The 26,345-nt window shown below is 45.7% G+C and carries 25 protein-coding genes; 12 read left to right on the top strand and 13 right to left on the bottom strand.

From position 1 onward, the window contains the following. The first annotated feature begins 23 nt into the window (after positions 1-23). The 5 genes from AB4263_RS06475 to recR all read left to right on the top strand — a co-directional run bounded on the left by AB4263_RS06475 (position 24) and on the right by recR (position 4,497). A complete protein-coding gene (locus AB4263_RS06475; protein ID WP_029225617.1) occupies positions 24-395 on the top strand; it encodes a YbaN family protein in 372 nt (123 codons plus the stop codon). A 161-nt stretch (positions 396-556) separates the two neighbouring features. Next, a complete protein-coding gene (apt, locus tag AB4263_RS06470) occupies positions 557-1,102 on the top strand; it encodes an adenine phosphoribosyltransferase (RefSeq protein ID WP_017062340.1) in 546 nt (181 codons plus the stop codon). Positions 1,103-1,120: 18 nt separating this feature from the next. Then, the gene (gene dnaX, locus AB4263_RS06465; protein WP_372097920.1) at positions 1,121-3,337 is read left to right on the top strand and encodes a DNA polymerase III subunit gamma/tau; all 2,217 of its coding nucleotides are present in this window, start codon (positions 1,121-1,123) and stop codon (positions 3,335-3,337) included. A 152-nt stretch (positions 3,338-3,489) separates the two neighbouring features. Continuing rightward, positions 3,490-3,819: a YbaB/EbfC family nucleoid-associated protein gene (locus AB4263_RS06460; RefSeq protein ID WP_017062338.1), complete on the top strand. Its 330-nt coding sequence runs from the start codon at positions 3,490-3,492 to the stop codon at positions 3,817-3,819. A gap of 78 nt (positions 3,820-3,897) precedes the next feature. Then, positions 3,898-4,497, top strand: coding sequence for a recombination mediator RecR (gene recR / locus AB4263_RS06455; protein WP_019823189.1), 600 nt, complete (start codon positions 3,898-3,900; stop codon positions 4,495-4,497). A gap of 66 nt (positions 4,498-4,563) precedes the next feature. Here the strand turns inward: recR and aqpZ are convergent, their stop codons facing one another. Both aqpZ and AB4263_RS06445 read right to left on the bottom strand, forming a co-directional pair. Beyond that, a complete protein-coding gene (gene aqpZ, locus AB4263_RS06450; RefSeq protein ID WP_017070744.1) occupies positions 4,564-5,253 on the bottom strand; it encodes an aquaporin Z in 690 nt (229 codons plus the stop codon). A 100-nt stretch (positions 5,254-5,353) separates the two neighbouring features. Continuing rightward, on the bottom strand, positions 5,354-5,602 hold the full coding sequence (locus AB4263_RS06445; RefSeq protein ID WP_017059389.1) for a YkgJ family cysteine cluster protein: 249 nt from the start codon (positions 5,600-5,602) through the stop codon (positions 5,354-5,356). Positions 5,603-5,761: 159 nt separating this feature from the next. Between AB4263_RS06445 and AB4263_RS06440 the strand changes: the two genes are divergently transcribed. Further along, complete coding sequence (locus tag AB4263_RS06440) at positions 5,762-6,199, top strand: YcgN family cysteine cluster protein (protein WP_017059388.1); 438 nt, start codon at positions 5,762-5,764, stop codon at positions 6,197-6,199. Between the two features lie 105 nt (positions 6,200-6,304). Here AB4263_RS06440 and AB4263_RS06435 read toward each other — a convergent pair whose 3' ends face one another. From AB4263_RS06435 to gap, 6 genes are all read right to left on the bottom strand, one after another. Then, positions 6,305-8,191 (bottom strand): BCCT family transporter, encoded by a 1,887-nt coding sequence (locus AB4263_RS06435; protein WP_017063436.1) that lies wholly within the window; start codon positions 8,189-8,191, stop codon positions 6,305-6,307. Between the two features lie 122 nt (positions 8,192-8,313). Next, on the bottom strand, positions 8,314-8,667 hold the full coding sequence (locus AB4263_RS06430; RefSeq protein ID WP_017070749.1) for a hypothetical protein: 354 nt from the start codon (positions 8,665-8,667) through the stop codon (positions 8,314-8,316). A 275-nt stretch (positions 8,668-8,942) separates the two neighbouring features. Continuing rightward, positions 8,943-9,896, bottom strand: a complete 954-nt coding sequence (locus tag AB4263_RS06425; protein WP_136981676.1) for a ChaN family lipoprotein — start codon at positions 9,894-9,896, stop codon at positions 8,943-8,945. A 75-nt stretch (positions 9,897-9,971) separates the two neighbouring features. Then, positions 9,972-10,787, bottom strand: a complete 816-nt coding sequence (rlmA, locus tag AB4263_RS06420) for a 23S rRNA (guanine(745)-N(1))-methyltransferase (protein ID WP_017059384.1) — start codon at positions 10,785-10,787, stop codon at positions 9,972-9,974. Between the two features lie 111 nt (positions 10,788-10,898). After that, on the bottom strand, positions 10,899-11,783 hold the full coding sequence (locus AB4263_RS06415; protein WP_136981677.1) for a D-hexose-6-phosphate mutarotase: 885 nt from the start codon (positions 11,781-11,783) through the stop codon (positions 10,899-10,901). Positions 11,784-12,025: 242 nt separating this feature from the next. After that, the gene (gap, locus tag AB4263_RS06410; protein WP_017059382.1) at positions 12,026-13,021 is read right to left on the bottom strand and encodes a type I glyceraldehyde-3-phosphate dehydrogenase; all 996 of its coding nucleotides are present in this window, start codon (positions 13,019-13,021) and stop codon (positions 12,026-12,028) included. Positions 13,022-13,340: 319 nt separating this feature from the next. Here gap and msrB point away from each other — a divergent pair, with 319 nt between their 5' ends. Further along, entirely contained in the window at positions 13,341-13,778 is a 438-nt protein-coding gene (msrB, locus tag AB4263_RS06405; RefSeq protein ID WP_136981678.1) for a peptide-methionine (R)-S-oxide reductase MsrB, read from the top strand. A 175-nt stretch (positions 13,779-13,953) separates the two neighbouring features. Here the strand turns inward: msrB and AB4263_RS06400 are convergent, their stop codons facing one another. Beyond that, positions 13,954-14,760 (bottom strand): DUF2989 domain-containing protein, encoded by an 807-nt coding sequence (locus AB4263_RS06400; RefSeq protein ID WP_372097980.1) that lies wholly within the window; start codon positions 14,758-14,760, stop codon positions 13,954-13,956. Between the two features lie 113 nt (positions 14,761-14,873). Here AB4263_RS06400 and AB4263_RS06395 point away from each other — a divergent pair, with 113 nt between their 5' ends. Then, positions 14,874-15,155: a YeaC family protein gene (locus AB4263_RS06395; protein WP_010437067.1), complete on the top strand. Its 282-nt coding sequence runs from the start codon at positions 14,874-14,876 to the stop codon at positions 15,153-15,155. 143 nt (positions 15,156-15,298) lie between these two features. Here the strand turns inward: AB4263_RS06395 and ansA are convergent, their stop codons facing one another. Both ansA and sppA read right to left on the bottom strand, forming a co-directional pair. Further along, entirely contained in the window at positions 15,299-16,315 is a 1,017-nt protein-coding gene (gene ansA / locus AB4263_RS06390; protein ID WP_017063439.1) for an asparaginase, read from the bottom strand. Positions 16,316-16,433: 118 nt separating this feature from the next. After that, positions 16,434-18,284, bottom strand: a complete 1,851-nt coding sequence (sppA, locus tag AB4263_RS06385) for a signal peptide peptidase SppA (RefSeq protein WP_029235699.1) — start codon at positions 18,282-18,284, stop codon at positions 16,434-16,436. A 279-nt stretch (positions 18,285-18,563) separates the two neighbouring features. On the opposite strand from sppA, the gene AB4263_RS06380 reads away from it, so the two are divergent. The 3 genes from AB4263_RS06380 to AB4263_RS06370 all read left to right on the top strand — a co-directional run bounded on the left by AB4263_RS06380 (position 18,564) and on the right by AB4263_RS06370 (position 23,439). Next, entirely contained in the window at positions 18,564-20,573 is a 2,010-nt protein-coding gene (locus AB4263_RS06380) for an FAD-dependent oxidoreductase (protein ID WP_372097918.1), read from the top strand. A 207-nt stretch (positions 20,574-20,780) separates the two neighbouring features. Beyond that, positions 20,781-21,329 carry an NAD(P)H nitroreductase gene (locus tag AB4263_RS06375; protein WP_372097916.1) on the top strand — a complete coding sequence of 183 codons (549 nt, stop codon included), beginning with the start codon at positions 20,781-20,783 and terminating at the stop codon, positions 21,327-21,329. 115 nt (positions 21,330-21,444) lie between these two features. Next, the gene (locus AB4263_RS06370; RefSeq protein WP_372097914.1) at positions 21,445-23,439 is read left to right on the top strand and encodes a DNA topoisomerase III; all 1,995 of its coding nucleotides are present in this window, start codon (positions 21,445-21,447) and stop codon (positions 23,437-23,439) included. An 18-nt stretch (positions 23,440-23,457) separates the two neighbouring features. On the opposite strand, the gene AB4263_RS06365 is transcribed toward AB4263_RS06370, so the two are convergent. Then, positions 23,458-24,489: a DUF3080 domain-containing protein gene (locus AB4263_RS06365; protein WP_017063445.1), complete on the bottom strand. Its 1,032-nt coding sequence runs from the start codon at positions 24,487-24,489 to the stop codon at positions 23,458-23,460. Beyond that, positions 24,467-25,153 carry an SDR family oxidoreductase gene (locus tag AB4263_RS06360; RefSeq protein ID WP_017059372.1) on the bottom strand — a complete coding sequence of 229 codons (687 nt, stop codon included), beginning with the start codon at positions 25,151-25,153 and terminating at the stop codon, positions 24,467-24,469. Before AB4263_RS06360 ends, AB4263_RS06365 begins: the two co-directional genes overlap by 23 nt. A gap of 262 nt (positions 25,154-25,415) precedes the next feature. On the opposite strand from AB4263_RS06360, the gene AB4263_RS06355 reads away from it, so the two are divergent. Next, positions 25,416-26,336 carry a histone deacetylase gene (locus tag AB4263_RS06355; protein ID WP_136973525.1) on the top strand — a complete coding sequence of 307 codons (921 nt, stop codon included), beginning with the start codon at positions 25,416-25,418 and terminating at the stop codon, positions 26,334-26,336. The last annotated feature ends 9 nt before the right edge of the window (positions 26,337-26,345 follow it).

Below are 26,345 nucleotides of genomic sequence, written 5' to 3'. Positions count from 1 at the left end.
GCGTTCGAGTTTTAAGCCTCAATATTGCTGGTGGCCTTTGTATATTTCTCGCAGTTCTAGGGATAGTTTTGCCCGTTCTGCCAACCACTCCTTTTCTCCTTCTTGCCAGCGCATGCTTCATGCGAAGCAATCCGAAAGTTCATAAATGGATGCATGAGCACAAAACGCTGGGTCCTTTGCTGAACAATTGGTATCAACACGGTGCCGTCACCAAACAAGTTAAAACGCGTGGCGTATTCTTTATCTTGTTGAGTTTTGCGTTATCCATCTACTTTGCCCCTATCATTTGGGTCAAGGCTTTCCTAATTTGTGTACTTGTTATTCTTCTCACATGGTTTATGCGACTTCCAACCCATGAGTTGGTTGCTGACAGCAAAGAAAATCACTACCATTAAGCCAGTGTGCCTGCTTGTATAGCGGGCGTTTATTATTTCAGCAATCAGAGTTATGACTCTCGTTGCAATGAATACCAATCGTACCTTTCCTTAATTCCGAGCGTTGATGTTTGATTCGTTAACGAGAGTTTGGAAAGCGGCCTAATGAAGTGCATAAGATTATGAACACAGAAAAAATCTCTCTGATCAAAGCAAGCATCAAAAGCATTCCTGATTACCCTAAAGCGGGTATTTTGTTCCGTGACGTAACAAGCTTGATGGAAGATCCAGTAGCTTACAAAGCGACTATCGACCTGCTAGCGGAAACATACAAGGACATGGGCTTTACTAAGATCGTTGGTACTGAAGCTCGTGGTTTCCTATTTGGTGCGCCTTTGGCACTTGAGCTAGGTGTTGGCTTCATTCCTGTTCGTAAGCCGGGCAAGCTGCCTCGTCAAACTGTGGCACAATCTTATGAGCTTGAGTACGGCACCGACACTCTAGAAATCCATACTGATGCTATCGTTGAAGGCGATAAAGTGTTGATGGTTGATGATTTGCTAGCAACGGGCGGTACGATTGAAGCAACAACAAAGTTGATTCGTCAGCTTGGTGGTGTGGTAGAACACGCTGCATTTGTTATTAACCTTCCAGAAATCGGTGGTGACAAGCGCTTACAAGGCTTAGGTCTAGAAGTGTTTAGCATCTGCGAATTCGACGGTCATTAATCCTTTTCGGAATTATTCATGAGCTATCTTGCGTTAGCGCGAAAATGGCGACCAACCAAATTCAAAGAAGTGGTTGGTCAAGCCCATGTTTTAACAGCATTAGAGAATGCCCTTAGCCAAAATAGGTTGCATCACGCTTACCTATTCAGCGGTACACGAGGTGTCGGTAAAACGACCATCGGCCGTTTGTTTGCGAAGGGACTCAACTGTGAAACAGGCATTACTGCAACCCCTTGTGGTGAGTGTGCAACCTGTAAAGAGATCGATGAAGGTCGTTTTGTTGACCTGCTCGAGATCGATGCTGCCTCACGTACTAAGGTAGAAGATACCCGCGAGCTTCTGGACAATGTTCAGTACAAGCCTGCACGTGGTCGCTTCAAGGTTTACCTAATCGATGAAGTCCACATGCTTTCTAGGCACAGCTTTAATGCGCTTCTAAAGACCTTAGAAGAGCCGCCTGAGTATGTGAAATTCTTGCTCGCAACAACGGATCCACAGAAGCTTCCAGTAACGATCTTGTCGCGTTGTTTGCAGTTCCATCTTAAGCCGATCAGCGTTGATAATATTCACGAGCAGCTCGATCATATTCTTGAACAAGAAGATGTGACGTCTGAATCTCGTGCGCTTGGAATGATTGCTCATGCTGCTGATGGCAGTATGCGTGATGCGCTAAGCCTTACAGACCAAGCTATCGCATTGGGTAATGGCAATGTCGTAACAGATACTGTTGCTCACATGCTCGGAACACTGGATACCGACCAAGCTATCCACTTGCTTGAAGCGATTAGCAGTAAGCAGCCACAGCAAGCGATGGCGTGTATCCAAAGCCTTGCTGAGAACGGTGTCGAGTGGGATGGTTTGCTGAATCAGCTTGCGACTCAACTGCATCGTCTTGCGATGTTCCAAGCTTTGCCATCCACACTAGATAAGGCACAGCCTGACGCTGAGAAGCTTGAACTATTGAGCAAAGCGCTTAGCCCACAAGACATTCAACTCTACTACCAGATCGTGTTGAAAGGTCGTGAAGACTTACCATTGTCGCCAACCGCTCGCGTTGGTATTGAGATGGTGGTTTTACGTATGTTGGCATTTAGACCAGCTGAACAAGCGGTTGCTACGGCAATCTCGACTCAGTCGGCAAGCCCAGCGCCAGTTCCAGCAGCTCAAGCTCAGAACGTTGCTCAGTCAGTGAGTCAACCTGCGCCAATGGCAGCTCCGAGACAGCCTCAGATGCAACAACAGGCGCCTCAACAGCAAGCTATGCAGCAGCCACCCGTGCAACAGACTCCAGCACAGTATTCAGATTCGCAAGGTTACGCTGAACATTCAGGCAACCAAGGTTATCCTGAGCAGGATTACCCGCATAGCCAGTATGACGCGCCTCCTGCTTATGATGAGCGTCCAAGCTACGGTGCAGAGCAGCCTCAGCAGCAACAAACGAATTATCAAAACCAGAGTCCGGTTCAACAGCCAAGCGCTGCACCTTCTGCTCCGCAAGAGCAGCCAGCGCGTGCAACTTCGCCTATGAGTGGTTTACGCCACCAATTACGTTCTCAACGTAGAGGCAGTTCGGCAACAGAAAACAAAGGCTCGGCGCCAAAAAAGGCTAAAGCGACACCAGCTAAAACTTCAGTTCTTGATCGAGTTGCTCAGCAACACGGTGGTTCTGAGCGGGTGTCGCCAGCTTCTTTATCAGCCTCTTCGACAGAAAATGTGACCAACGATAATGAACCTTATCGCTGGAAACCGTCTAAACCTGTAGTGAAAGAGGTGAGCAAAGAGCTTACACCTACTCAGATCAAACGTGCGTTGGAGCATATTAAGACACCAGAAATGGTCGATAAATTGCTTCAAGAGTCGATTGCTCAAGATGAATGGTCAGCCACGATTCAAAAGCTAGACACAGCCAAGCTTGTTGAACAGTTAGCATTGAACTCAGTGTTTGCTAAAAACGACACATCAATCACTTTAACGTTAAGAGCGAGCCAAGCTCACTTGAATACCGACCGCGCGCAGAGTGAGTTATTGCAGTCTCTCAATACTGTGCTTGGAGAAGAGTGTCATTTGAGTGTTGAAATCGGTGATGGTGGAGAAACGCCGCTAGAATTACGAGAACGACTGTATCAAGGTAAGTTGAAAGACGCGTTTACCGCTTTAGAAAACGATGCCAACGTACAGTTCATTGAAAGACGTTTTGCCGCTGAACTCGACAGAGACAGCGTTCGTCCTATCTAGAACGTTTTCTTGTTTAGTGACCGGCATATCATCCCAGATAAGCAAATCTGAGAACTGAACATCGAGGGGTTGAATCACACTGTTTTAACCCCCATTTAAGCTCGTATAGCTTAATTAATTTTAATAAACCAATTAGACCAGAGAGTATTAACATGTTTGGTAAAGGCGGTATGGGCAACATGATGAAGCAAGCCCAGCAAATGCAAGAGCGCATGCAAAAGCTTCAAGAAGAAATCGCAAATATGGAAGTTACAGGTGAGTCAGGTGCTGGCCTTGTAAAAGTAACGATCACTGGTAGCCACAGCGTTCGCCGTGTTGATATCGATGAAAGCCTAATGGAAGACGATAAAGAGATGCTTGAAGATCTTATCGCTGCTGCTTTCAACGATGCGGCTCGTCGCGTTGAAGAAACTCAAAAAGAGAAAATGGCTAGCGTAACTGGCGGAATGCAACTTCCACCAGGTATGAAGATGCCTTTCTAAGTAACTTATTCTTAAAGGTTAATTCAGGTGGTGGTTTGTGTTGAACAGGCTATTACTTGAACATTAGAACGGTTAAATATGCGTACCAGTCATATGCTGGAGCATTTGATGGAGGCCTTACGTTGTCTACCTGGGGTTGGCCCCAAGTCGGCGCAGCGTATGGCCTTTCATTTGTTACAGCGCGATAGAAAAGGCGGCCTACAGTTGGCTGAAGCTCTTAGCCAAGCAATGACCGAAATTGGTCACTGTAATGAGTGCCGTACTTTTACTGAAGAAGATACTTGCCACATTTGTACCAATCCTAAACGTCAGGAAAATGGTCAAATCTGTGTAGTAGAGAGCCCTGCAGACATTGCAGCTATCGAAGCAACTGGCCAATATTCAGGTCGTTACTTTGTATTGATGGGTCATCTTTCACCACTTGATGGTATTGGTCCAAGTGACATCGGTCTCGATGTTTTGGACTACCGTCTGCGTCGTGGTGATATCTCGGAAGTAATCCTAGCGACTAACCCAACAGTTGAAGGGGAAGCGACAGCGCACTACATTGCTGAGCTATGTAATGCCCATGAAGTGAACGCTAGCCGTATCGCTCATGGTGTTCCCGTTGGTGGTGAGCTAGAGCTGGTGGATGGCACCACGCTTTCGCACTCCTTACTCGGTCGTCATAAGATCTAAAAAAGCCGCTTGGTGAAGCATCACTAAGCGGTTTTTTCTTTTATTGCTTTAGACGTTTTTCAGCGCTTAATCTGAACCTCTTACCGCTTTGTATATCATCGCGCCAATCACGGCACCAATAATCGGTGCAACCCAGAATAGCCATAATTGCGAAACGGCCCAATCACCGACAAATACAGCCACGCCGGTACTTCGAGCAGGGTTCACAGAGGTGTTGGTTACAGGAATACTGATAAGGTGAATCAAGGTCAAACAGAGACCAATCGCAATGGGTGCAAACCCAGCAGGCGCTTTTGAATCAGTTGCGCCCATGATCACGAATAGGAATACCATGGTCATGACCACTTCACAGACCAGTGCAGCGGTAAGCGAGTAGCCGCCCGGTGAGTGTTCACCATAACCATTTGAAGCAAAGCCAGATGCCGCAGCGTCAAAGCCTGCTTGGCCTGAAGCAATCACAAATAACACACCACCCGCGATAATACCGCCAATGACCTGGGCAATAATGTAAGGTGCGACGTCTTTGGCATCAAAGCGGCCACCGCTCCAAAGACCAATTGTAACAGCAGGGTTGAGATGACAGCCGGATATATGGCCAATAGCAAAAGCCATGGTGAGTACGGTTAAACCAAACGCGAGGGAAACCCCGAGTAAGCCGATACCTACATCGGGAAAAGCAGCGGCTAAGACGGCACTACCACAACCACCTAACACCAACCAAAATGTACCGAATATTTCTGCGATATACCTATTCATAACGATCCTTATTAATCTGTACCAGTATCAACAAGATAGTTTAGATTTCGAAGAATTGTGAAATCTTAGATATATAGGAGGAAGAAAAGGTCAGATAATCTTAGGTAATGGCTTCTAACTCGATCAGGTTATCAAGGGCTTCTTGGTCGGTTTTACCACAAATGACAGGGCAAGCTTTGAATTGGTGACATACCTTCGGGCGTGAAGGTTGACCAAATAATTTGCAGAGATCTTGCTCATTTAATTGGATGCAGCGTACCCCAGCAGGCTTACCATTAGGCATTCCAGGAATAGCAGATGTAATACTTGGAGCGATACAGCATGCTCCACAACCTAGGCGACATTCCATCAAATTAAACTCACTAAATAACAGGGTGCGCGATAGTAGCAAAAAATGATGAGAGTGACAGCTGTTGATTGAATCAAAGAATGAACAATTATTATCCTTGAACTTTTTATGGGCTAGCGGTATAACACGCACCCCAGTAAAAGAGTAAGAAGTAATCCTATGACGAATCCATTTTGGCAAGAAAAGACACTAGAACAGATGACCGAGAATGAGTGGGAATCACTTTGCGACGGTTGTGGTAAGTGCTGCCTACATAAACTAATGGATGAAGATAGCGATGAAGTTTACTACACCAATGTGGCGTGTAGCTGGTTAAACGACAAAACATGTTCGTGTAAAGATTACCCGAACCGCTTCACTTCAGGTGAAGAGTGTTTGAAGCTGACTCGTGACAAGATCGATGAGTTTCACTGGCTACCAGACACTTGTGCTTACCGCCTTTTATCAGAATCTAAGCCGATTCCTGAATGGCACCCGTTGATCACCGGATCAAAAACAGAGATGCATGCAGCAGGTGAAAGCGTTCGTAACAAAGTGGTATACGAAATCGATGTTGTCGATTGGGAAGATCACATCTTGAACCACCCGAACCGCTAGTTAACGAAGACTAGTCAATCACCCGAATAAAAAAAGGCTCACATTTCTGTGAGCCTTTGTCGTATTTAGGAGGGTCCAAATCAATGGACTGTGTCATGGCTAATGTCAAGCAAGCGGTAAGTCTGCAACCACCTGATTGAACGTGATACGAGCATTCTGAGCTTGCTCAGATAACTCGATCTTTTTCGCTTGTGCGGCACTAAGATTACTCTCGGCCTGCTCAAGTGCTTGTTGTAGGTTCTCTGGTAACTCGTGAGTTTCCATTTGTGAACCTTGTTCTAACACATAAGCGCGAATTTCTTTCTTCACTGCGGCAAGTTCTGTGTAAGCAACACGCTCAAGTTCTGCGGCTTCTTGTGCTGCATCTCTTTCTTTCTCAAACTGAGCCAACGCCATACCTTCAGCAGACCAAGGGTCCATGTCTGGCAGTTCTTCGATGTTGATCGTTGGCTCGATATACGCATCTTGATGGCGTAGGTCGAGGTTAGTCGCACGAACCGCTGAAATCATCAGCATCACAGAGATAGCAAGCAGTGGTAAGCCACCAACAATCGCCGCCGTTTGTAGCGTACTTAGACCGCCTAAGAACATTAGAATCGTTGGTAAGAACGACAGAGTAAATGCCCAGAACATACGGTTCCAGCGCATTGGCTCTTCGGTCACGTTGTTTTGTACAACAGACGCTAGGATGTATGAGATAGAGTCAAATGTTGTTGCCGTGAAAATGATACACAGCATTGTAAATACAGCGATAACCAGCGTGCTCATTGGCAATTGTGCAAGCATCGAGAAGATAGCTTTGGTTGCGCCTTCCGCATTCAAAATGGCAACGACATCTAGCTCACCAGAAAGCTGCAGTGATAGGCCGTAGTTACCTAAGATCATGAAGAACAGGAAACAACCTAGAGAACCAAAGAAGATCGACCCTGACACCATTTGTTTGATGGTTCTGCCGCGAGAGATACGCGCAACAAACAGACCCATACTCGGTGCAAATACTAGCCACCATGCCCAGTAGAAAATCGTCCAGTCTTGTGGGAAGTGAGTGTTTTCGAATGTACCGTAACCACCAAATGGTTCAGCCCACGTTGCCATCACGAAGAAGTTAGACAGTAGACGACCAATTGAGTCTAAGCCTGTTTCTAACATGAAGATTGTTGGACCCGCGATCAGAACGAAAGCCAGTAGACCCATCGCACCCCAGAAGTTGATGTTACTTAGGATCTTGATGCCTTTTTCCAATCCAGCATAAGATGAGTAAGCAAAAATCGCAGTACACACTAAAAGCACCATCACTTGCGTTAGGTTATTTTTAGGTAGACCAAATAGGTGATTTAGACCTTCAGTGATCAGAGGAGCGGCTAAACCTAATGTTGTTGCAGCGCCGCCTAATAGACCGAAAATGAATAGGATATCAACGATCTTTCCTGGTACGCCTTTACTACGGTGTTCACCAAGAACAGGCATTAATGCGCTTGAAATCTTTAGAACAGGTTGTTTACGTACGTAGAAGAAGTAAGCGATAGGAATTGCCGGGATTAGGTAGATAGACCATGCGATTGGTCCCCAGTGGAATAGGCCGTAGGTCGCAGCCCAGCGTACTGCTTCTTCACTGCCAGGTTCTAGTTGGAAAGGCGGTGATTGGTAGTAGTAAGCCCACTCAATACAGCCCCAATACAAGATACTTGCACCGATACCGCCACAAAATAGCATGGCAGCCCATGATGCAGTTTTAAACTCAGGCTCTTCATCAGCTTCGCCTAGTTTAATTTGTCCCATATCACTGAATACTACGTACACCATAAATGCACAGGCTGCGAGACCTAGAGCAAGATACAGGAATCCGAGTTGATCAGTCATGAATGTTTTCGCAACCGCAATCCAGTCTGCGCCCTGTGCAGGGAACAAAATGAGCGGGAAAACTATCGTGAGTAGGAGTGCTATAGCACCAAAAAAGGTTGGCTTATCGATAAGCTCAAAAGTGTTTTTCACGAGTATTATTCCATTAAAATGAGAGCGGAATTATGGAATGAACTCGTTTTTTAGACCTAATCGGGTCTATTGTCGTAACGATAAATCGCTTTTATTCTAGAGAATGCGATAGGTTGGCAAGGCTAAATGAGTGCGAGAAGAATACCGCCTACGGTTGCCGCTGCGGACAGGTATTGCCCCGCTGAATAAGAACCATCATCTTCTTCTTCAATCTTATCTGGGTGATCCATACCCAAGGCACCATGAGCGAATGACTCAACTTTATCGGTAACTGTCGCGTTTTCTGCTTCGACTTTCTTCGCTTCTTTATCAATTTCTTTTAGGGCAGATAAGAGTGCTTTGCCTTCATCAGAAAGCTTAACCGTATTTTGCTCAACCTTAAGCGGTGTAGGCTTTTCAGCTTCGTTAGCTGAACTCTTAGCGTTCATCTGCGAAGGCGAATACAGCTGAGTATTACTCGTTCCTACTGGCGTCATATAGCTCTCCTTACCTATCCTTAAATATAGTATCGGCAGAGGTGTGAAAAACTTGTGCAATTAATCATCGATAGTGATGTTTTTTTATTCGCACATTACATTTTCGTCTGCTTGTTAAATCGTCTATTTACTAAGCAAGTCTTGTGCCGATAAGAATGTTTGATTTTAGATAGAGTTAGGATGAATGACGGGAACGTGATCAAGTTGTGACGATGGGCTAATTATCTAGGATTAGCCCATCGACTCTTTAGCTTAGAAGAGTGGATCAACAGATCCTACTCACACTCTAGGCTAGCGCTACGTTTTGACAGATGCTTGTATGCCTTCATTCGGTTCTCTTTTTTTACAAAGCGAGCCGGCGGCGAAAGCACTTCAAGCTGATAATCACCGCTATCCGATGAGATCGCTTCAACCGGGCTGATGATGGCGATTTTTAAATCAGGGTTACGACGTAGAATTGATGCCGCCGTCCCTAAACCACCCTCGGTGTGGAACTTGCCAGCCACGTGAATCACTTGTTTATCAGGGTTTGATGCTAGGTAATCCACAATCGACTCAGCCATGGTTTCGTCCCAGGTAACCTGAGCGGCAAACTGCTTTTCTGTTTGCTCTGGCGTACCGTGATGCATAGAAGCCATGAACTTTTCTTTGTAAGGGCTATCGCCAGTTTCCACTTCGGCAGCAATCCATTGGCGTTGCTCGGTCGATAATTGGTCTAGGTAAGGCAATCCTTTACGGCCAATACACTGCACGAATGGCTTTGGTGCATTTGCCGCAATAACATCGACGTCGTTGGCTTTTGCGAACTCAACTAACGCGCGGTAATCACTTTCGTAATTTGGCCAAGCTGCCGCTTGAGACATGAGAATTTGTTCGCCAATTTCGCCGTTTAAGTATTGGTCAAGTGTGGCTTGGTGCTCTCGAGTGAACTGTTCCATTGAAAGCGCAATGTTTGATGTTGCGTTGCGGCGCGCTTTTAAGAAGTCGGTTTGGAAGCGGTGAATGGCAGAATGCGTGTGCCATTCGCCAATTAGAAACACATCAGCGTCAATCAGCTGCTCGGGTAATGCATCGAGAGAAAGTGTTTCGCCTTGTGGAGAAGCGAACTGGTAGTCATAGAATGTGGAAACGGATTCCGTTTGAGCCACTTTTTGAGAAGTGTCTTTTGCAGGTTGACTAGCACAAGCCGTGAGAAGAGTAGCTAATCCGATAAGAATAATACGTTGCATGAAATGCCTCCTTGAAGAACACGCATACTAAAGGAGGCAAGATAAGATTTCAATGCAAACGATAATCAATATCAATTAAATTTGTTTGCGGTACACTCGCAGCATAAAGTCAGCTTCACAGTTGAATTGCTCTGCCTCGGTGAGTTGTAGTTTAAACTCTTCACTCGCCTTCCAAGCAAACGGCGTCATCTGTAGCAGGTCGAATGCATCTGACCCCGATAGTTCCATCATATAGTTTAGTTGCTCTTGATGCTCAAGCGTAAAACCTTCGATCACTTCTGGATCTTCGTCGTGCAAGCGAACGCCATCATAAATTGCATCACGCAGTTGATACAGGTGTCGGCTAGCTGGTGTCACGGTGATCACCACACCATTATCTTTGATGGTGCGTTGTAACTCTTCAGCCTTGCAAGGCGCGTAAATGCGTAGAATTCCGTCTAAGCTGTTTTCAGCAAAGGGTAGGCGATGGCTTGATGCAACTGAGAAGTCGACAGCAGGGTAGCGTTTAGCGGCGTATTTGATAGCAATCTTAGAAATGTCTAGGCCAAAAGTAGCCCCTTTCTTTTCTTGAAGATTCACAGCAATTTCGTTGGTGTAATAACCTTCGCCACAACCAATATCCAATAGGCTAGGCGTCTCTTCTGGTAGATAGCGAGAACACAACGTCACCACCGCTTGGCGCATTGGGTCATAGTGGTTACCTTCAAGGAAGCGACGACGTGCCTGCATCATCTCTTTGTTGTCACCTGGATCTTTTGAGCGTTTGTGGTGCGCAGGCATCAAATTGACGTAGCCTTCTTTCGCTAGGTCGAACTGATGGTTCTTTTCACACTTAAACGTACGATCGTTTTGAGATAAAGGTTGGTGACACAAAGGGCATTGGTAAGTCATGGAGACCTCTAAAGGAGAATAGACAGCGCAAGTGTAACGAGCTAAAACCAAAAAGTAAAAGAGCGACATAAAGCCGCTCAAAAATCGTTTTTTATAACTGTATTTATACGGTTATTGGGCACTAATCACAGTAATCAGCTGGTGGCTTTCACTAGGCTGTAATGTTTTTCCTGCTTCTAGGCTTGGTGCGTGCAGTGTTGATTCAACACATAGCATGGTTAGGTAACCGTCGTCTTGCATGTCGCCCATACTTGCAGCGCCTTCTGCCCACGGGTTCCACAGTACTGCAGAGTTATGACCGTGGTTTTCAACTGTTAGCGTGCGATCCAGCTTCTTGTCAGCAACAAAGATTTGCGCTTCTGGTTGCGTGTAAACGCGGTCAATCGTGTCGGTCAGTACCAGTTCAGATCCACCTTGGCAGATCTTGCCACCTTGCAGGCTATCAATGTACTCAGCACCCATACCAGTGGTGGTTGTGTTGTGGATATCGCCAACGTTTAGGTAAGTGTGTAGTGCACCAGAGAAAGTCCATGGCTGAGAATCAGTGTTCTTCACGTCCAGCGTTACTTTTAGTTGTTCGCCGATCTCAACATTCAAGCGAGCATCAAACTGATGAGGCCATACTGCTAGCGTCTCTTCGCTTGGCTTCAGACCTAAGCTAACAATCACGCCAGCTTCGCTTTCACGGTGTTCAACCAATTGCCATTCACTTGAACGGGCAAAACCATGTGCTGGTGCTGCAATGCGGCCAAACCAAGGCCAACATACTGGAATACCACCACGCAGAGCCGTTTTACCATCGAACTTAGCTTGTTGGCTCATCCAAATTAGGTCTTCTTGACCTTGCGGTTGGAATGACACCACATGGCCGCCAAACAGTGAAATCGCTGCGTTTGCTTTATCGTGGATAACGCGAACCAGTTTTACACCTTCGTGTTCAACGATAGTGACGTTGTCAGAAAGTACCGTCAGTGCAGGTAGAGTAGATAAATCCATTACATGATCCTTCTAAGGAAATTGAATTCAAATGCTGACTAGAGTGATGCTTGTGTTTTCATGAGTAACAAGCAGAGTCAGTATTAGAATTGAATTTTGCGTTTGGGCTATCTTGATGAGCTTAGACAGACGCGGTTTAAAAGATAGCAGGCATTAAAAAGGCGACACTAAGGTCGCCTTTTTCAAAGTCTGCTCAAAACAGTCTTCGCTAATGCTTATCTAAAGCGATTTCTAAAAAGAAATTACTTAGAGATGTGAGCGATTAGGTCTAGAACTTTGTTTGAGTAACCGATTTCGTTGTCGTACCAAGATACAACTTTAACGAATTTGTCAGTTAGAGCAACACCAGCTTTAGCATCGAATACTGAAGTTTGAACTTCACCGATGAAATCTTGTGATACTACTTGGTCTTCAGTGTAACCAAGAACGCCAGCCATTTCGCCTTCAGAAGCTTCTTTCATTGCAGCACAAATTTCTTCGTAAGATGCAGCTTCTTTTAGGTTAACTGTTAGGTCAACTACAGATACGTTAGCAGTTGGTACACGGAAAGCCATACCAGTTAGAAGGCCGTTTAGTTCTGGAAGAACAACGCCTACAGCTTTAGCAGCACCAGTTGAAGATGGGATGATGTTTTGAGAAGCACCACGGCCACCGCGCCAGTCTTTAGCAGAAGGGCCATCTACAGTTTTTTGAGTTGCTGTAGTAGCGTGAACTGTAGTCATAAGACCAGACTCAATGCCCCACTTATCGTTAAGTACTTTAGCGATAGGTGCAAGACAGTTAGTAGTACAAGAAGCGTTAGAAACGATGTCTTGACCAGCGTAAGATGCTTGGTTAACGCCCATTACGAACATCGGAGTTGCATCTTTAGAAGGACCAGTAAGAACTACTTTCTTAGCGCCAGCAGTGATGTGCTTACGTGCAGTCTCGTCAGTTAGGAAAAGACCAGTTGCTTCAGCAACTACGTCTACGTCGATAGCATCCCACTTAAGGTCTTCTGGGTTACGCTCAGCTGTAACACGTACAGTTTTACCGTTAACGATTAGGTTACCGCCTTCAACTTCAACAGTACCGTTGAAACGGCCGTGAGTTGAGTCGTACTTAAGCATGTATGCCATGTACTCTACGTCGATTAGATCGTTAATACCTACTACTTCGATGTCTGCACGCTCTTGAGCTGCGCGGAATACGAAACGGCCGATACGGCCAAAACCGTTAATACCTACTTTGATAGTCATTGTAGTTGCTCCACAACTTAATTTCTGATTAAAGATAACTGGTAGTAAAATTACAGAATCCAGTATACATCTGCAATAGATAATCCGACTTAACTTGTTTAATGTCAAAAAAAAGCGACGCTTTTCTTAACAATTGGGTGTAAGTGCTTGAAAATTGACCATTGCAAGTGGCTCTGTACCCTTCCAGTTGGGTAAAATACCCCTAAATGATGATTCACTTATGAGTGTATATGTACAATGTTTCCTGGTGAGAAAGTATGTGCTACAAAACGACTCATATGCAAGCCTTTATAGAAAAAAGTAAATATAATAACTGAGAATGTGGAGAGATATTAACGTGATTCAAAAGGAAGGAAATATGATAAAGCCTGATGAATACTGGCGTGAGCGCCTAACGGACGACGAATTTTCAGTGTGTCGTGAGCGTGGTACTGAAGCCCCATATAGCGGCAAGTTACTGCACAACCATAAGACTGGCGTCTATAGCTGCACATGCTGTGAAAGCCCTTTGTTTCTGTCGGATAACAAATATGACTCAGGGTGTGGTTGGCCAAGCTTTGATGCCCCAGTGAATGATGAAGCAGTACGCTATATAGAAGATCTAAGTCACGGAATGAAGCGTGTAGAGATCCGTTGTACCGCCTGTGATAGCCATTTAGGTCACGTTTTTCCAGATGGCCCGAAGACCACAGGTGAACGGTTCTGTGTTAATTCAGTGTCGTTAATTTTCAACAAAAATGACGAAAGTACGAAATAACTTGTAACTATTGTCTAATCCTTACAGGTCGCATTTGTCGATTTAGGAATGCTGAAACGCCCAAGATTTCAGATTTAACTCTAGTACAAATAAAAACAGCTACCAAAAAGGTAGCTGTTTTTATTTGAAAGCAGGTGAATAAGAAGCTTAAGTAAGAACACTATAAATGAAGCGATCAGTAACTCGGGACGATTGAAGGGCTGTAAATTCCATCCTCAATCGCTTCGACGATGTTATCTGCGTCTTTATTTAGCTTCTTATAGGTTGCCTTGTCGAAATGGTACAACACCGTGAGCTCGGCTTCAGAAGCAATCGGCACGTCAAAGTCTTTGGCAACCATTGCCCAAACGTACGCTTTTTCCATATGTCCCAGGCTGTGGTTGATACTGGCCATCGACTTGAAGATTTCAGTGTTGGCTACCGAGCCATTAGAAAGCGTTAGCGCATTATTGAGTAGCTTAAGTGTCTTTATATGATTGCGGGTGGTATAGAAGGTTGCCAAGGCATATTGCATCTCAGCTGTGTTTAACGCTTCAGAGCCTTCTAGTTGTAGGAAACTGCGTCTGGCATTGGTGTCCCCAGTTTGCGACCACAAGAAGTAAAGCGTTTCCGGTGTATCAGATTTCGATAGCTCATCAACAATGCGCTCAGACTCTTCGATACTGTGCATTAAAGAGGTAAAGCGACGCTCTTGCAGCTTAGATTGATCGATCGTTTCGATCTGTGCCGCGAGCTCTAGGCACTTTTTGTAGGCAGTGACTAATTCGAATTCTTTAATTTTGTTGATTTCGGTGGGTTGCTTCTGAACTTCAAATCGATGCCAGATGAGGTCGGTACGTGCGACACGACATTGCCCATCGTTCATGTTCAATTGTTCACACTGAAGACCCGGATTGCTTTGGCACAGTTGTTCGGTATTTTTGTTCCCTTCAAGACACCCAACCAGAGTGAAAGGCAATAGGCTAATCGCCAACCATTTCATAATTTTCATATTCCTTCACTTGTGATCAGGTGCACTTATTATTGGTCAGGTTCTTGACTCAATTCTGTTACGGGTTATTTTCTGGTGAAAATTGTTAAAACTAAGGCTTTACCATGGATGCAGAACAACTTCTTAGCGCAATGACACCCGAGGTCTACGAACGTTTAACCTACGCAGTTGAAACGGGTAAATGGCCAGAAGGTACGGCGCTCTCAAAAGAACAGCGCGACTCGTGTATGCAAGCGGTTATGTTATACCAATCTAAACATAACTCTGAAGCTCAACATATGACAATTGCAGCTGGTGGTGAGATTAGCTTTAAATCTAAGTCTGAACTAAAGAAACAGTTTAAGTCAGATCAAGAAGACATTGTTAGGGTTAACCCGAATCATTAAGCTTAAATTACAACAAAGGGGTGGCAATGTGCCACCCCTTTTAGTTTAACTCGTTTATTTATAAGCAATAAAACGATTTAGTTCACGTTAAGCCGCCGTTACTTTCATAGAATAACTGGCTTTAACGTGAATCCTTGAACAGGTTATAAGCTCATCTCACCGCGCAATACTTGTTGCATCTGAGCCTTCACTTCTTCGTAGCCTAGGTTTTGGCTTAATAGATAATGCAACTTCGCCAGTGCCGCTTCTGGTGTCATATCGTAACCACTCACCACGCCCGCTTCTGCTAGTGCACAACCTGTCGCGTAACCACCCATGTTGACTTTACCAGCCAAACATTGAGTTAGGTTCACCACAATAACACCGCGCTCTGAGGCATCTTTCAGGTGCTGAAGCAGTTCTGGGTTTTGTGGTGCGTTACCCACACCGAAAGTAAGCAGAATCATCGCGTTAACAGGTTGTAATAGCGTGTTACGGATAACTTCGTGTGAGATGCCTGGGTACATTGTGATTACGCCGATAGGTTGCGGAGTAATGTTATGAACCTTGAAAGCACCTTTAGGTTGTTCGTTTACCTTTACGTTATTGCTAAGTTGGATATTGATACCCGCTTCTAGCAATGGATTCAGGTTTGGAGACGTAAACGCATTGAAGCCATCTGCGTGTGATTTTGTGCTGCGGTTACCACGCATCAACTTGTTGTTGAAGAACAGTGTCACTTCGTTGATAGGGTAGTTTGCGGCAATGTGTAGCGCATTCAGCAGGTTTGCTTGTCCGTCTGAACGAAGCTCTGCTAGTGGGATCTGAGAGCCCGTAACAATCACAGGTTTGCCGAGGTTTTCAAGCATGAAAGACAGTGCAGAGGCAGTGTAAGCCATAGTGTCTGTGCCATGCAGGATAACGAAACCATCGTACTTATCGTAGTTCGCGCGAATGTCATCAGCGATAGTCTGCCAATCAAGTGGCGTCATATCTGAAGAGTCCATTAATGGAGAGTATTCGTGAATGGTGTACTTAGGCATCTCTGGGCGATGGAATTCAGGCATGCCAGCTAGCTGCTTATCCATGAAACCTGCGACTGGAACATAGCCGTGGTCAATAGACTTCTGCATGCCAATTGTGCCGCCGGTGTACGCGATATAGATGTGTTTTCTTTCCATGGCGATTAATACTTAGTGTGATGTAGGGAACAGGGGGGCGATTATAGCGAATTATCATGCAATAAAAAGAGGCACCTCACACAGAGGTACCCCTTAGTCATTGAGTTATTGGCTCAACTTATTGAACTTGGCAATTTAAGCAGAAAGCGTATCGGCCTTGTGGGTCGTTAAAGCTGCCTAACAGCTGGCTATCTTGAGCTAACTGCTGAGTAACAGGCTGTAAACTGCTTGGTATCATCGATTGAATATCTAGGCCTATCGACATCTGAACTTGGTTCATAAATTCTTGAATAAATTGTTCAGTGGCCGAAAGTGGCTCTTCTACCCAGTAGATGTTGTAGCTTTCAAGCTCTGCAAGTGAAGCCGCAGCTGCAACCGCATCATCGAAATCACCAATCTCATCGACTAAGCCTTTCTGAATCGCATCTTGACCTGTCCAAACTCGACCTTGAGCAATCTTGTCGACAGCATCGACTTCCAGACCGCGATTTTCTCCAACTAGGCTGATGAATCGGCGGTATCCGTTTTCAATGCCCATTTGGAACGCGTCTTTCGCGCCATCGCTAAGTCCAGTTGTAATACCAAGACCTGAGAAAGGTGAGGTGCCAACGCCATCAGTGTAAACACCAATATCGTTCAACCCTTTTTCGAAGGTGGTGATAACACTGAAGATACCAATTGAACCCGTTAGTGTGGTTGGCTGAGCTAGGATCTTATCCGCACCCATCGAGATCCAGTAACCACCCGAAGCAGCAAGGCTCGACATCGACACAACAACCGGTTTACCCGCTTGCTTGATCGCTTCTATTTCATTACGGATAACTTCAGAAGCAAAGGCACTGCCACCTGGGCTATCGACACGAAGTACAACCGCTTTCACTTTATCGTCGTTACGTGCTTGGCGCAGTAGGGCTGCTGTGGTATCGCCGCCAACGGTGCCACGTGGTTGCTTGCCATCCATAATTGCGCCGCTCGCTACAATCACGGCAACGTCGTGTGATTCACTAGTCATGTTTGGAAGCATGGTTGTACGGTATTCGTAGTAACCAAACGCGTTGTAGCTGTCTTGGCCGTCACTGCCGAAAACATCGGCAAGCTCTAGTCGAACTTGCTGGCGTGTCGCTAGCTCATCCACTAAGCCAAGTTTCTCGGCCAGTTTTGCAATGTCACCGTCCACAGACTCAAGTTCTTTCAAGAAGGTGTCCATGCTTGGGTTCAGTGTCTTAGCGTCTATTTGACGGTTGTTGCTGACGTCATCAACGTACGCACCCCATAGTTGGCTTAACCAACGAGAAGCGGACTCTTTCGCTGCGTCTGACATGTCATCACGAATGAAAGGCTCAATAGCTGACTTATAAGTGCCCACACGGAACACGTGCGTGTTTACGTCTAGTTTCTCTAACAACGTTTTGTAGTAAAGCGAGTAAGCGCTATAGCCTTTAAGAAGAACCCCACCATCTGGTGATAGGAAGACCTTAGTTGCGTAGCTGGCTAGGTAGTATTGGCTTTGGTTGTAAAAGTCACCCACCGCATAAATCGGTTTGCCTGTTGCTTTGAACTCATTCAATGCTTTAGCAATGTAGCGTAGCTTGGTCAGGTTGGTTTCTGGCAGCTCTTTGAGAGCTAAAACGATACCAGTAACCTTGTCATCGTCTTTTGCGTAGCGAATCGTTTCAACGATATCAAACAGGATGTTCTCTTTTGGAAGGTCTTTGCCAAGTAGTGAACCTGTGACCGAATCCATCGGATTGATATAGCGGCTTTGTTCCACAATAGGGCCAGACAGATTAAGCACTAAAGCCGAATCCTGAGGAACCGTCGGTTGAGCCGTATCTGAATGGAAGTACACAAAGTAGATGATGGCGATACTGAGTAAAAAGACTAGGTTAACCAGCGCAAGACGTACAAACGTAATGAGCTTCCAAATCCCTTTAAAGAACATGCCTATAAATTTGAATATTTTTTTCATTCTGTCTCCGCAGTGAGATCACGTCGCTTTAACAAGCCGTAGTACCATTAATCTCAATAATATGAACTGCTTAGTATCCTACGATAATTCCCAAGCTCAAACTACACCAAGAATTGTTAATCGATATATATTCTCATTAAGTGTAGTCAAATTAAGGGCTTCTGAACGATTAATACGTGCAGCATTATGATCGGTGTTACAAAAATGTAAACGGTTGTTTGAACTTTTGGTAATTGAACTATACTGTGGTCAGACCACAAGGATAAAATAATAGAAGTGATGTCTGCCATGTACCCACATTTACTTGAACCACTCGATCTTGGATTTACCCAGTTACGTAACCGTGTATTGATGGGATCAATGCATACAGGTTTAGAAGAAAATAAAGAAGGTCTCCACAAACTCGCCGCGTTTTATGAAGAGCGAGCAAAAGGAGGCGTTGGCCTTATTGTTACTGGTGGTTTCTCTCCTAATTTACGTGGCAGATTAACCCCATTCAGTGCTGAATTCAGTAAAGTAAAGCACGCTAAAGCGCACCAAGTTGTTACCGAAGCCGTCCACAAGCACGGCGGTAAAATTGCGCTTCAATTGTTGCATGCAGGTCGTTATGCGATGCACCCATTTGCGCAAAGTGCGTCTGGCATTAAAGCGCCTATCGCTAAGTTCGCTCCAAGTGAGATGAGCCCTCGTCAGATTAAAAAGACCATTGGTGCCTTTGCCAACAGTGCCGAACTCGCCCAAGTCGCGGGTTACGACGGCATTGAGATTATGGGATCTGAAGGTTACTTGATTAACCAATTCATCTGTAAACGTACCAATATGCGTTACGACGAATGGGGCGGTTCTTATGAGAAGCGCATGCGTTTCCCGCTGGAGATTGTTAAATCGATTCGCGCAGCAGTGGGTGACGACTTCATTATTATTTTCCGACTGTCGATGCTGGATTTGGTTGAGCAAGGCAGCACCTTTGAAGATGTTGTTCTATTGGCTCAAAAGCTGGAAGAAGCAGGCGTGACTATTATCAATACCGGCATCGGTTGGCATGAAGCGCGTGTTCCGACTATCGCGACACAAGTACCACGTGGTGCATTCTCTTGGGTGACGGAAAAAGTGAAACCATACGTGTCGATCCCAGTGGTGACATGTAACCGAATTAATACGCCAGAAGAGGCCGAACGTATTCTTAGCTCTGGGCAGGCTGATATGGTGTCTATGGCGCGTCCATTCTTGGCAGACCCGGATTTTGTTAATAAAGCAGCTCAAGACCAAGCTCAGTTCATCAATACCTGTATCGGTTGTAACCAAGCTTGCCTTGATAACGTGTTTAAAGGTAAACGTGCGAGCTGTTTGGTGAACCCACGCGCTTGTTACGAGACTGAAATTGTTGTTCAGCCAGCGCAAGCGACTAAGACCATTGCGGTTGTCGGCGCAGGCCCAGCCGGTTTAGCTTGTGCGACGACACTAGCCCAGCGTGGACACAAGGTTGACTTGATTGAGAAAAATGACCGTATCGGCGGCCAGTTTAGATTAGCAATGCAGATACCGGGCAAAGAAGAGTTCAGAGAAACGATTCGTTATTTTGCTAACCAAATCGATGCATCCGGCGTGAATCTGAAACTGGATACGGAAGCAACGTTTGAGATGTTGTTGAAGTACGATGAAGTGGTGATGGCTGCTGGCGTAGAGCCAAGAAAGCTCGATATTGAGGGCATTGACCAAGAAAACGTGGTCGATTACCAAACCTTGATTCGCGAAAAGACACCAGTAGGCGAAAAGGTCGCGATTGTTGGTGCTGGTGGTATCGGTGTCGATGTGGCAACCATGCTCACCGAGCCGGCGTCACACAGCCTAGATGATTGGCTGCATGAGTGGGGCATCGATAAGAACATGGAACACCCAGGTGGTTTGTATCCTTACCCGGATTCATTCAGCGACAAAACGGTTTGGGTGATGCAGCGTAAAGCGGGGCGTGTTGGTAAAGGTCCGGGCAAAACTACAGGCTGGATTCACAAACGCACACTAGAAAAACGCGGTGTTAATCTACTGGGTGGCGTGAGCTACAACAAGATTGATGACCAAGGTCTGCATATCAGCGTTGGTAAGAAAGAGCAGGTGCTGGATGCTGACTCGGTTATCGTATGTGCAGGTCAGGTGTCAGTTCGTCCATTCGAAGACATGTGGCAAGAGTTTGGTGGCAAACTGCATGTGATAGGCGGCGCCGATTACGCGGGTGAATTGGATGCAGTACGCGCAATTCGTCAAGGTGTTGAGCTAGCGATTAAGTTATAGAATCAGCTATCAAACTGTAATCTTATCAGTAGATATTGTTACTTAATTTGCTGAGTTAGATTTTGAACAAGGCTCCTAAGTCATAGATTTAGGAGCCTTTATTGTTTCTAATCTAGCCTAAATGGACAGCCGTTGAGATTTATTATCGTTTGTATTCTGTGCTAAAGTTCAAGTATACAAATAATAAAGAAATAGTAAGGACTTCAAATGGATGCTTTGGATCTATTGCTCAACAGACGCTCAATCGCAAAACTCTCTGATCCGGCACCTGAAGGTGTGGCGTTAGAAAACATCATCAAAGCAGGGCTGCGTGCTCCAGACCACGGTGCACTAACACCATGGCGCTTTGTTATCGCGCAATGTTCAGGCCTACAAAAGCTTTCAGACATCTTGGTGCGCGCCGCTGAAGCGGATGACAGCGAAGAAGCGGTTATCGAGAAAGTAAAAAAAGCGCCGTTCCGAGCTCCGATGGTGATTACTGTGATTGCCAAAGTAACTGAGCACGAGAAAGTGCCTGCTATCGAACAACATCTGTCTGCGGGTTGTGCTGCACAGGCGATGCAAATGGCCGCAGTCGCACAAGGTTTCCAAGGCTTTTGGCGCTCAGGTAAATGGATGTTCCACCCAGAAGTACACCAAGCATTTGGCCTAGAAGGCGACGATGAAATTGTTGGCTTCCTATACCTAGGCACTCCAGGCTGTACACCAATGAAAGTGCCAGAGCGCGACTTCTCTAAGTTCGTTGAGTTTTTATAAAGAAAGCTGAAGCTTGAATAGTGGAATGCTAACTGTATAAACAACCAGTTTTTCTTGATTTATTAGAGCCACATTAGATAATGTGGCTCTAATTGTTTGTAGCATCTGGAAAAACATGTCTCGCCTTATTATTGCTGAAAAACCAAGCCTCGGCCGCGCGATCGCCGCTGCACTACCTAATCCACAAAAGAAAGACCAAGGGTTTATCAAATGTGGCAATGGGGATGTGGTGACTTGGTGTATTGGACACTTATTGGAGCAGGTTGAGCCAGATGCTTATGATGACCGTTATAAGAAGTGGAACTTAGCAGATCTTCCTATTGTGCCAGAGCAATGGCAGCTAAGACCGCGCAAGACGTCAAGCAAACAGCTCTCGGTGATCCGAAAGCTATTGAAGGACGCGACCCAAATTGTCCATGCGGGTGACCCGGATAGAGAAGGGCAACTGCTAGTTGATGAAGTGATCGACTACTGCAAGGTGTCTAAGGCCAAGAAAGAGTCGATGGACAGGCTGCTGATCAGCGATTTGAACTTACCAGCCGTGAAGCGTGCGCTCTCTCAAATGCGCAGTAACCGAGACTTTATTCCATTGTCTATTTCTGCTTTAGCACGCTCTAGAGCCGATTGGTTGTATGGCATGAACATGACTCGTGCTTATACCTTACTCGGTCAAAAGGCTGGCTACCAAGGTGTGTTGTCGGTCGGGCGAGTACAAACGCCTGTACTTGGTTTGGTGGTAAGGCGCGATGAAGAGATCGAAAACTTTATTCCGAAAGATTACTTCACTTTGCACGCTTTGATCCCTTATCAAAATCACGGCCAGAGCTTTGATATTCGTGCGCGTTGGAAGCCAAGCGAAGCATGTAAACCATGGCAAGATGAAGAAGGGCGCGTGCTCAATCGAAAGCTGGTTGAGAATGTGGCTAACCGAATTGCGAATCAACCCGCGACGGTGACGGAATCAGAGCAAAAGCAAAGTAAACAAGCTGCGCCACTGCCTTACTCGCTGTCAGCCTTGCAGATTGATGCGTCTAAGCGTTTTGGTATGAGTGCTCAACAGGTGTTAGATACGTGTCAGTCATTGTACGAGAAACACAAACTCATCACTTACCCACGTTCTGATAGCCGCTATTTGCCTAAAGAGCACTACTCACAGCGAGAGTCGATCGTAGACGCTATCGCTAACAATGCCAAAGAGCTGCAAAGTGGTGCTCAAGGTGCGGATCTTTCTCTTAAATCAAAAGCATGGAACGACAGTAAGGTCGATGCTCACCACGCGATTATTCCTACTCCGAAGAAGTCATCGGTGAACGGCCTGTCTGCCAACGAGATGAAAATCTATCAGCAAATCGCTCGTCAGTATCTAATGCAGTTTTACCCACCTGCGGTTTTTGCTGATGCTAAGCTGGTCTTTGATATCGCTGGTGGCGTGTTCATCGCAAAAGGGCGTCAGCTTATCAACCCGGGTTGGAAGGTGTTGATGGGTAAAACGGATACCGAAGAAAAAGGGGATGGCACGGATACGGTTCCTCCATTGGATAAAGGTACGGTGTTGACGTGCCGTGAAGGCGTGATTGGTGATAAGAAAACTGAGCCACCAAAACACTTCACGGAAGCGACATTGCTTCAAGCGATGACAGGTATCGCGCGTTTTGTTGCGAACAAAGATCTCAAAGCCATTTTGAAAGAAACCGATGGCCTTGGCACAGAAGCAACCCGTGCGGGTATTCTAGATACTCTATTCAAAAGGCAGCTGCTAACGCGCCAAGGTAAGAGTATTCACAGTAGCCCTGCGGGCAGAGGCTTGATTCATGCCTTACCTGAGGATTCTACCTTCCCAGACATGACGGCACATTGGGAGCACCAGCTGCAAGGCATGGCAGAACGAAATCAAGCGTATCAGCCTTTCATGCAAGCGTTAGAAAGCAAGATTGATGGTTTAATGGGTAAAGTAAAAACGGGAGAAGTTCCTGAATCACTCCGCCACCTTCCTAAAGTCGAGAGACCTGCCTTCAAACGCCGTAAAGGCGGTGGGGCGAAGAAGTCTTACGCCAAGACAGGTACGTATGCTAAGAAAGGTACTTCCGCTAAAAAGAGCACTAAAAGCTAAGACTTATTGAGGTTAGGATTAGCGACCGACTTTACGGCCACAACGTTTAAACAGTTGCTGCCAATAGTCAACATGGCGACGAGTGGATGATCGAAAGGCTTGATGTGCATCTTGGATGGGAAAGTAATAACTGTGCAGTTCAGGTTGCGCGTCAAACATTCCTAGTTGCGGGGCTATGTGCTGATAGTAGCCATCCAGTTGCGCCATGTAAGGCTGAACCTTACCTATGTATTGTTGCTCGAACACATTGTTGAGATAGCGGAACTTAGTGGTGTCTCGTTGTTTACCACAGATGATCTTGTCATCAAAAGTTGTCAGCTGTTTGGTGATGGTATCAAGCTCAACTGACGCCCGAGCGAGCGAGTAGTATAAATCCCCAAGGGTCGAACTCTTCTCTAATACTTCTTGAACCTCAGTGGTTTTGCCGGAAACGAGCGATGTGTTTAACGCTTGATTGATGTGTTCTAACGCATCACTGGTTTGTCGTACCTGATCGCCTATATCAGCGCGTAACCACTGACTACCCCGCATTTGTGACTGCATAGCATCGCTGGCATAGATGAGATTCCATTGATGCAGTGGAAACTGTGCGAGTTTCTGTTGCTCAATTTCTCTTAGTAATTCTACGATCTCTGGGTCTAATTCATTACTGGATAAACATTTGCCCACGCCTTCAAGTAGCGCGACTTGATAATCGTAATTACGAAACTCATCCGCGACCTTGCCCAGAACCGAATTTCTTTCTGCAATCAGATTGAACAATCCACACTGACGAAGCTGGTAGCTGTCGATGAGGCCGATAGAGAGTGAGGGCACGTCAAGCAGCAGTTCTCGTTTTCTCGGTAGGCTTTCAAATTCCCATTCCTCTATTATCTCGTCAGCATCTTGTACTCTGGCTATCTTTGTTTGATAGTCGTCGAACAAGTCGCCGGGGCCATCACTGAAACAGCCAGCTAGCATCACTGTTAGACAAAACAGCGTTGAGTGCTTAACTAGGTTTGAGAGATGCCCTGCATTCATCTGTGGATTACCAGTCAATTTCGCTGCCATCGAAATTGAAGAAGTGACCACTCACTTCGGTATTCGCTGACTCGATGACTTCAATCAGGCCGGAAGCTGAAGTGTCGGTGTCGATCAGAGCATTAGGGCCACCCATTTCAGTCTGCACCCAACCTGGATGCAGTGCTAACACCGTAAAGCCATCATCGGTTAAGTCGTTGCTTAGGCTCTTCACCACGGAGTTTAGAGCGGCTTTAGAGGAGCGATAGATGTAACCGCCGCCTGAGGTGTTCTCTGACATACTGCCGACTCTAGAGGATAAACAAGCGACCTTTTTGATATCGCTGTCTTTGAGTAAAGGCAATAGCGTTTCGACAAGCTTTAGTGGAGCGATGGTGTTGACTTCGAATACACGACGCCACTCTTCAACATCGGTATTACCCAGCCCGTAGCCTTTAGGGCCATAGTAGCCAGCGTTGTTGATCAAGATATCAATCGACTCTATTTGCGAAGGGAGTTGGCTTACTGCTTGGTAATCGGTTATCTCTAATTGAATACAGGTAAGGTTGGTGTTGTGGTCTGCGAGTGAGAGCAGTTCTTTTGCTGAATTGTCATCACGATAAGTCGCGTACACCTTGTGATTACTTTCCAAGTATTGTCGAGTCAGGCTTAAGCCAATGCCGCGGTTCGCTCCAGTAATAAAAATAACGCTCATGGTGATTCCTTTTCAGTTCAATTAGTTAAGTTTGATGGCTTAACACGAGAAAATCAACGCTCCACCAACTGGCCATTAGCATTCCTACAAAAATCATTACTGCTGCCGCTGAGCCGAAGATCACCCCAAAGATGAGTATTACGTTTTTCATTATGGTCTCTACTTTATAATTAACAACAATGATAACCATTATCATTAATTAAGGTTGTCGCCAAGTTTGAGGCTGTTATGATTTTGAGAAAGATACGCAATTAGCCTGATTATGATTCCTTTAATTTACCACCCAATCTATTCACAGTTACCTTTACCAGAAGGTCATCGCTACCCAATCAACAAATATCAGTTGTTGCATAGTGCTGTTGAGGCGCTGATGAATAGCGAACCTCGATGGAAGTGCAAGTTTGAAGTGTGCCAACCAACGCCGGTTTCGGTTGAGCAAGTAAAACAGGTACATGATAGCGAATATGTTGATTTGCTCGTGTCTGGTAAGTTACCTGCAGCAAAGATGAGACGTATCGGTTTCCCGTGGAGCGAGCAACTTATCGAAAGAACACTCTACTCAAGTGGTGGAACCTGCTTGGCCGCTGAAATGGCAATAGAGACTGGTTTAGCGATTCATTTGAGTGGTGGTTATCATCATGCGCATCATGATTTTGGCAGTGGCTTTTGTTTGTTGAACGATTTGGTTTTAGCGGCAAAACACGCGCTGACCTTTGAACATATCGATAAAGTGCTGATCGTTGATAGCGACGTTCATCATGGTGATGGCACAGCAACTCTTTGCCAAGACAACGACGACATCATTACTCTGTCGTTCCACTGCGATAAAAACTTCCCTGCACGAAAGCCGCTATCCGATTTAGATGTGCCATTAAGTCGTGAAACAGAAGATGAAGAGTTCCTACGTTGTTTTGAACAAGTCACTAAGTTAGCGATTGCTCACCATCAACCTGATCTGATTATTTATGATGCGGGGATAGATATTCATCAAGACGATGAACTGGGTTATTTGAATGTCTCGACACAAGGGATATTTGAGCGCGACTGTTTCATGATTGAATTAGCGAAATCAGAGTCTATTCCGATGGCTTGCGTAGTCGGTGGCGGGTACCGCACTAAACACCAAGATCTGGTGCCGATTCACATGCAGCTGTTAAAAGCGGCCTATCATGTTCACGGTTAACCTCTCAAA

The sequence above is a fragment of the Vibrio sp. 10N.261.55.C5 genome (assembly GCF_041470505.1).
In the GTDB taxonomy this organism is placed as follows: Bacteria; Pseudomonadota; Gammaproteobacteria; order Enterobacterales; family Vibrionaceae; genus Vibrio; species Vibrio crassostreae_C.
Note: the sequence above shows the minus strand (reverse complement) of the source record. Positions and strands in the feature narration are given on the sequence as shown.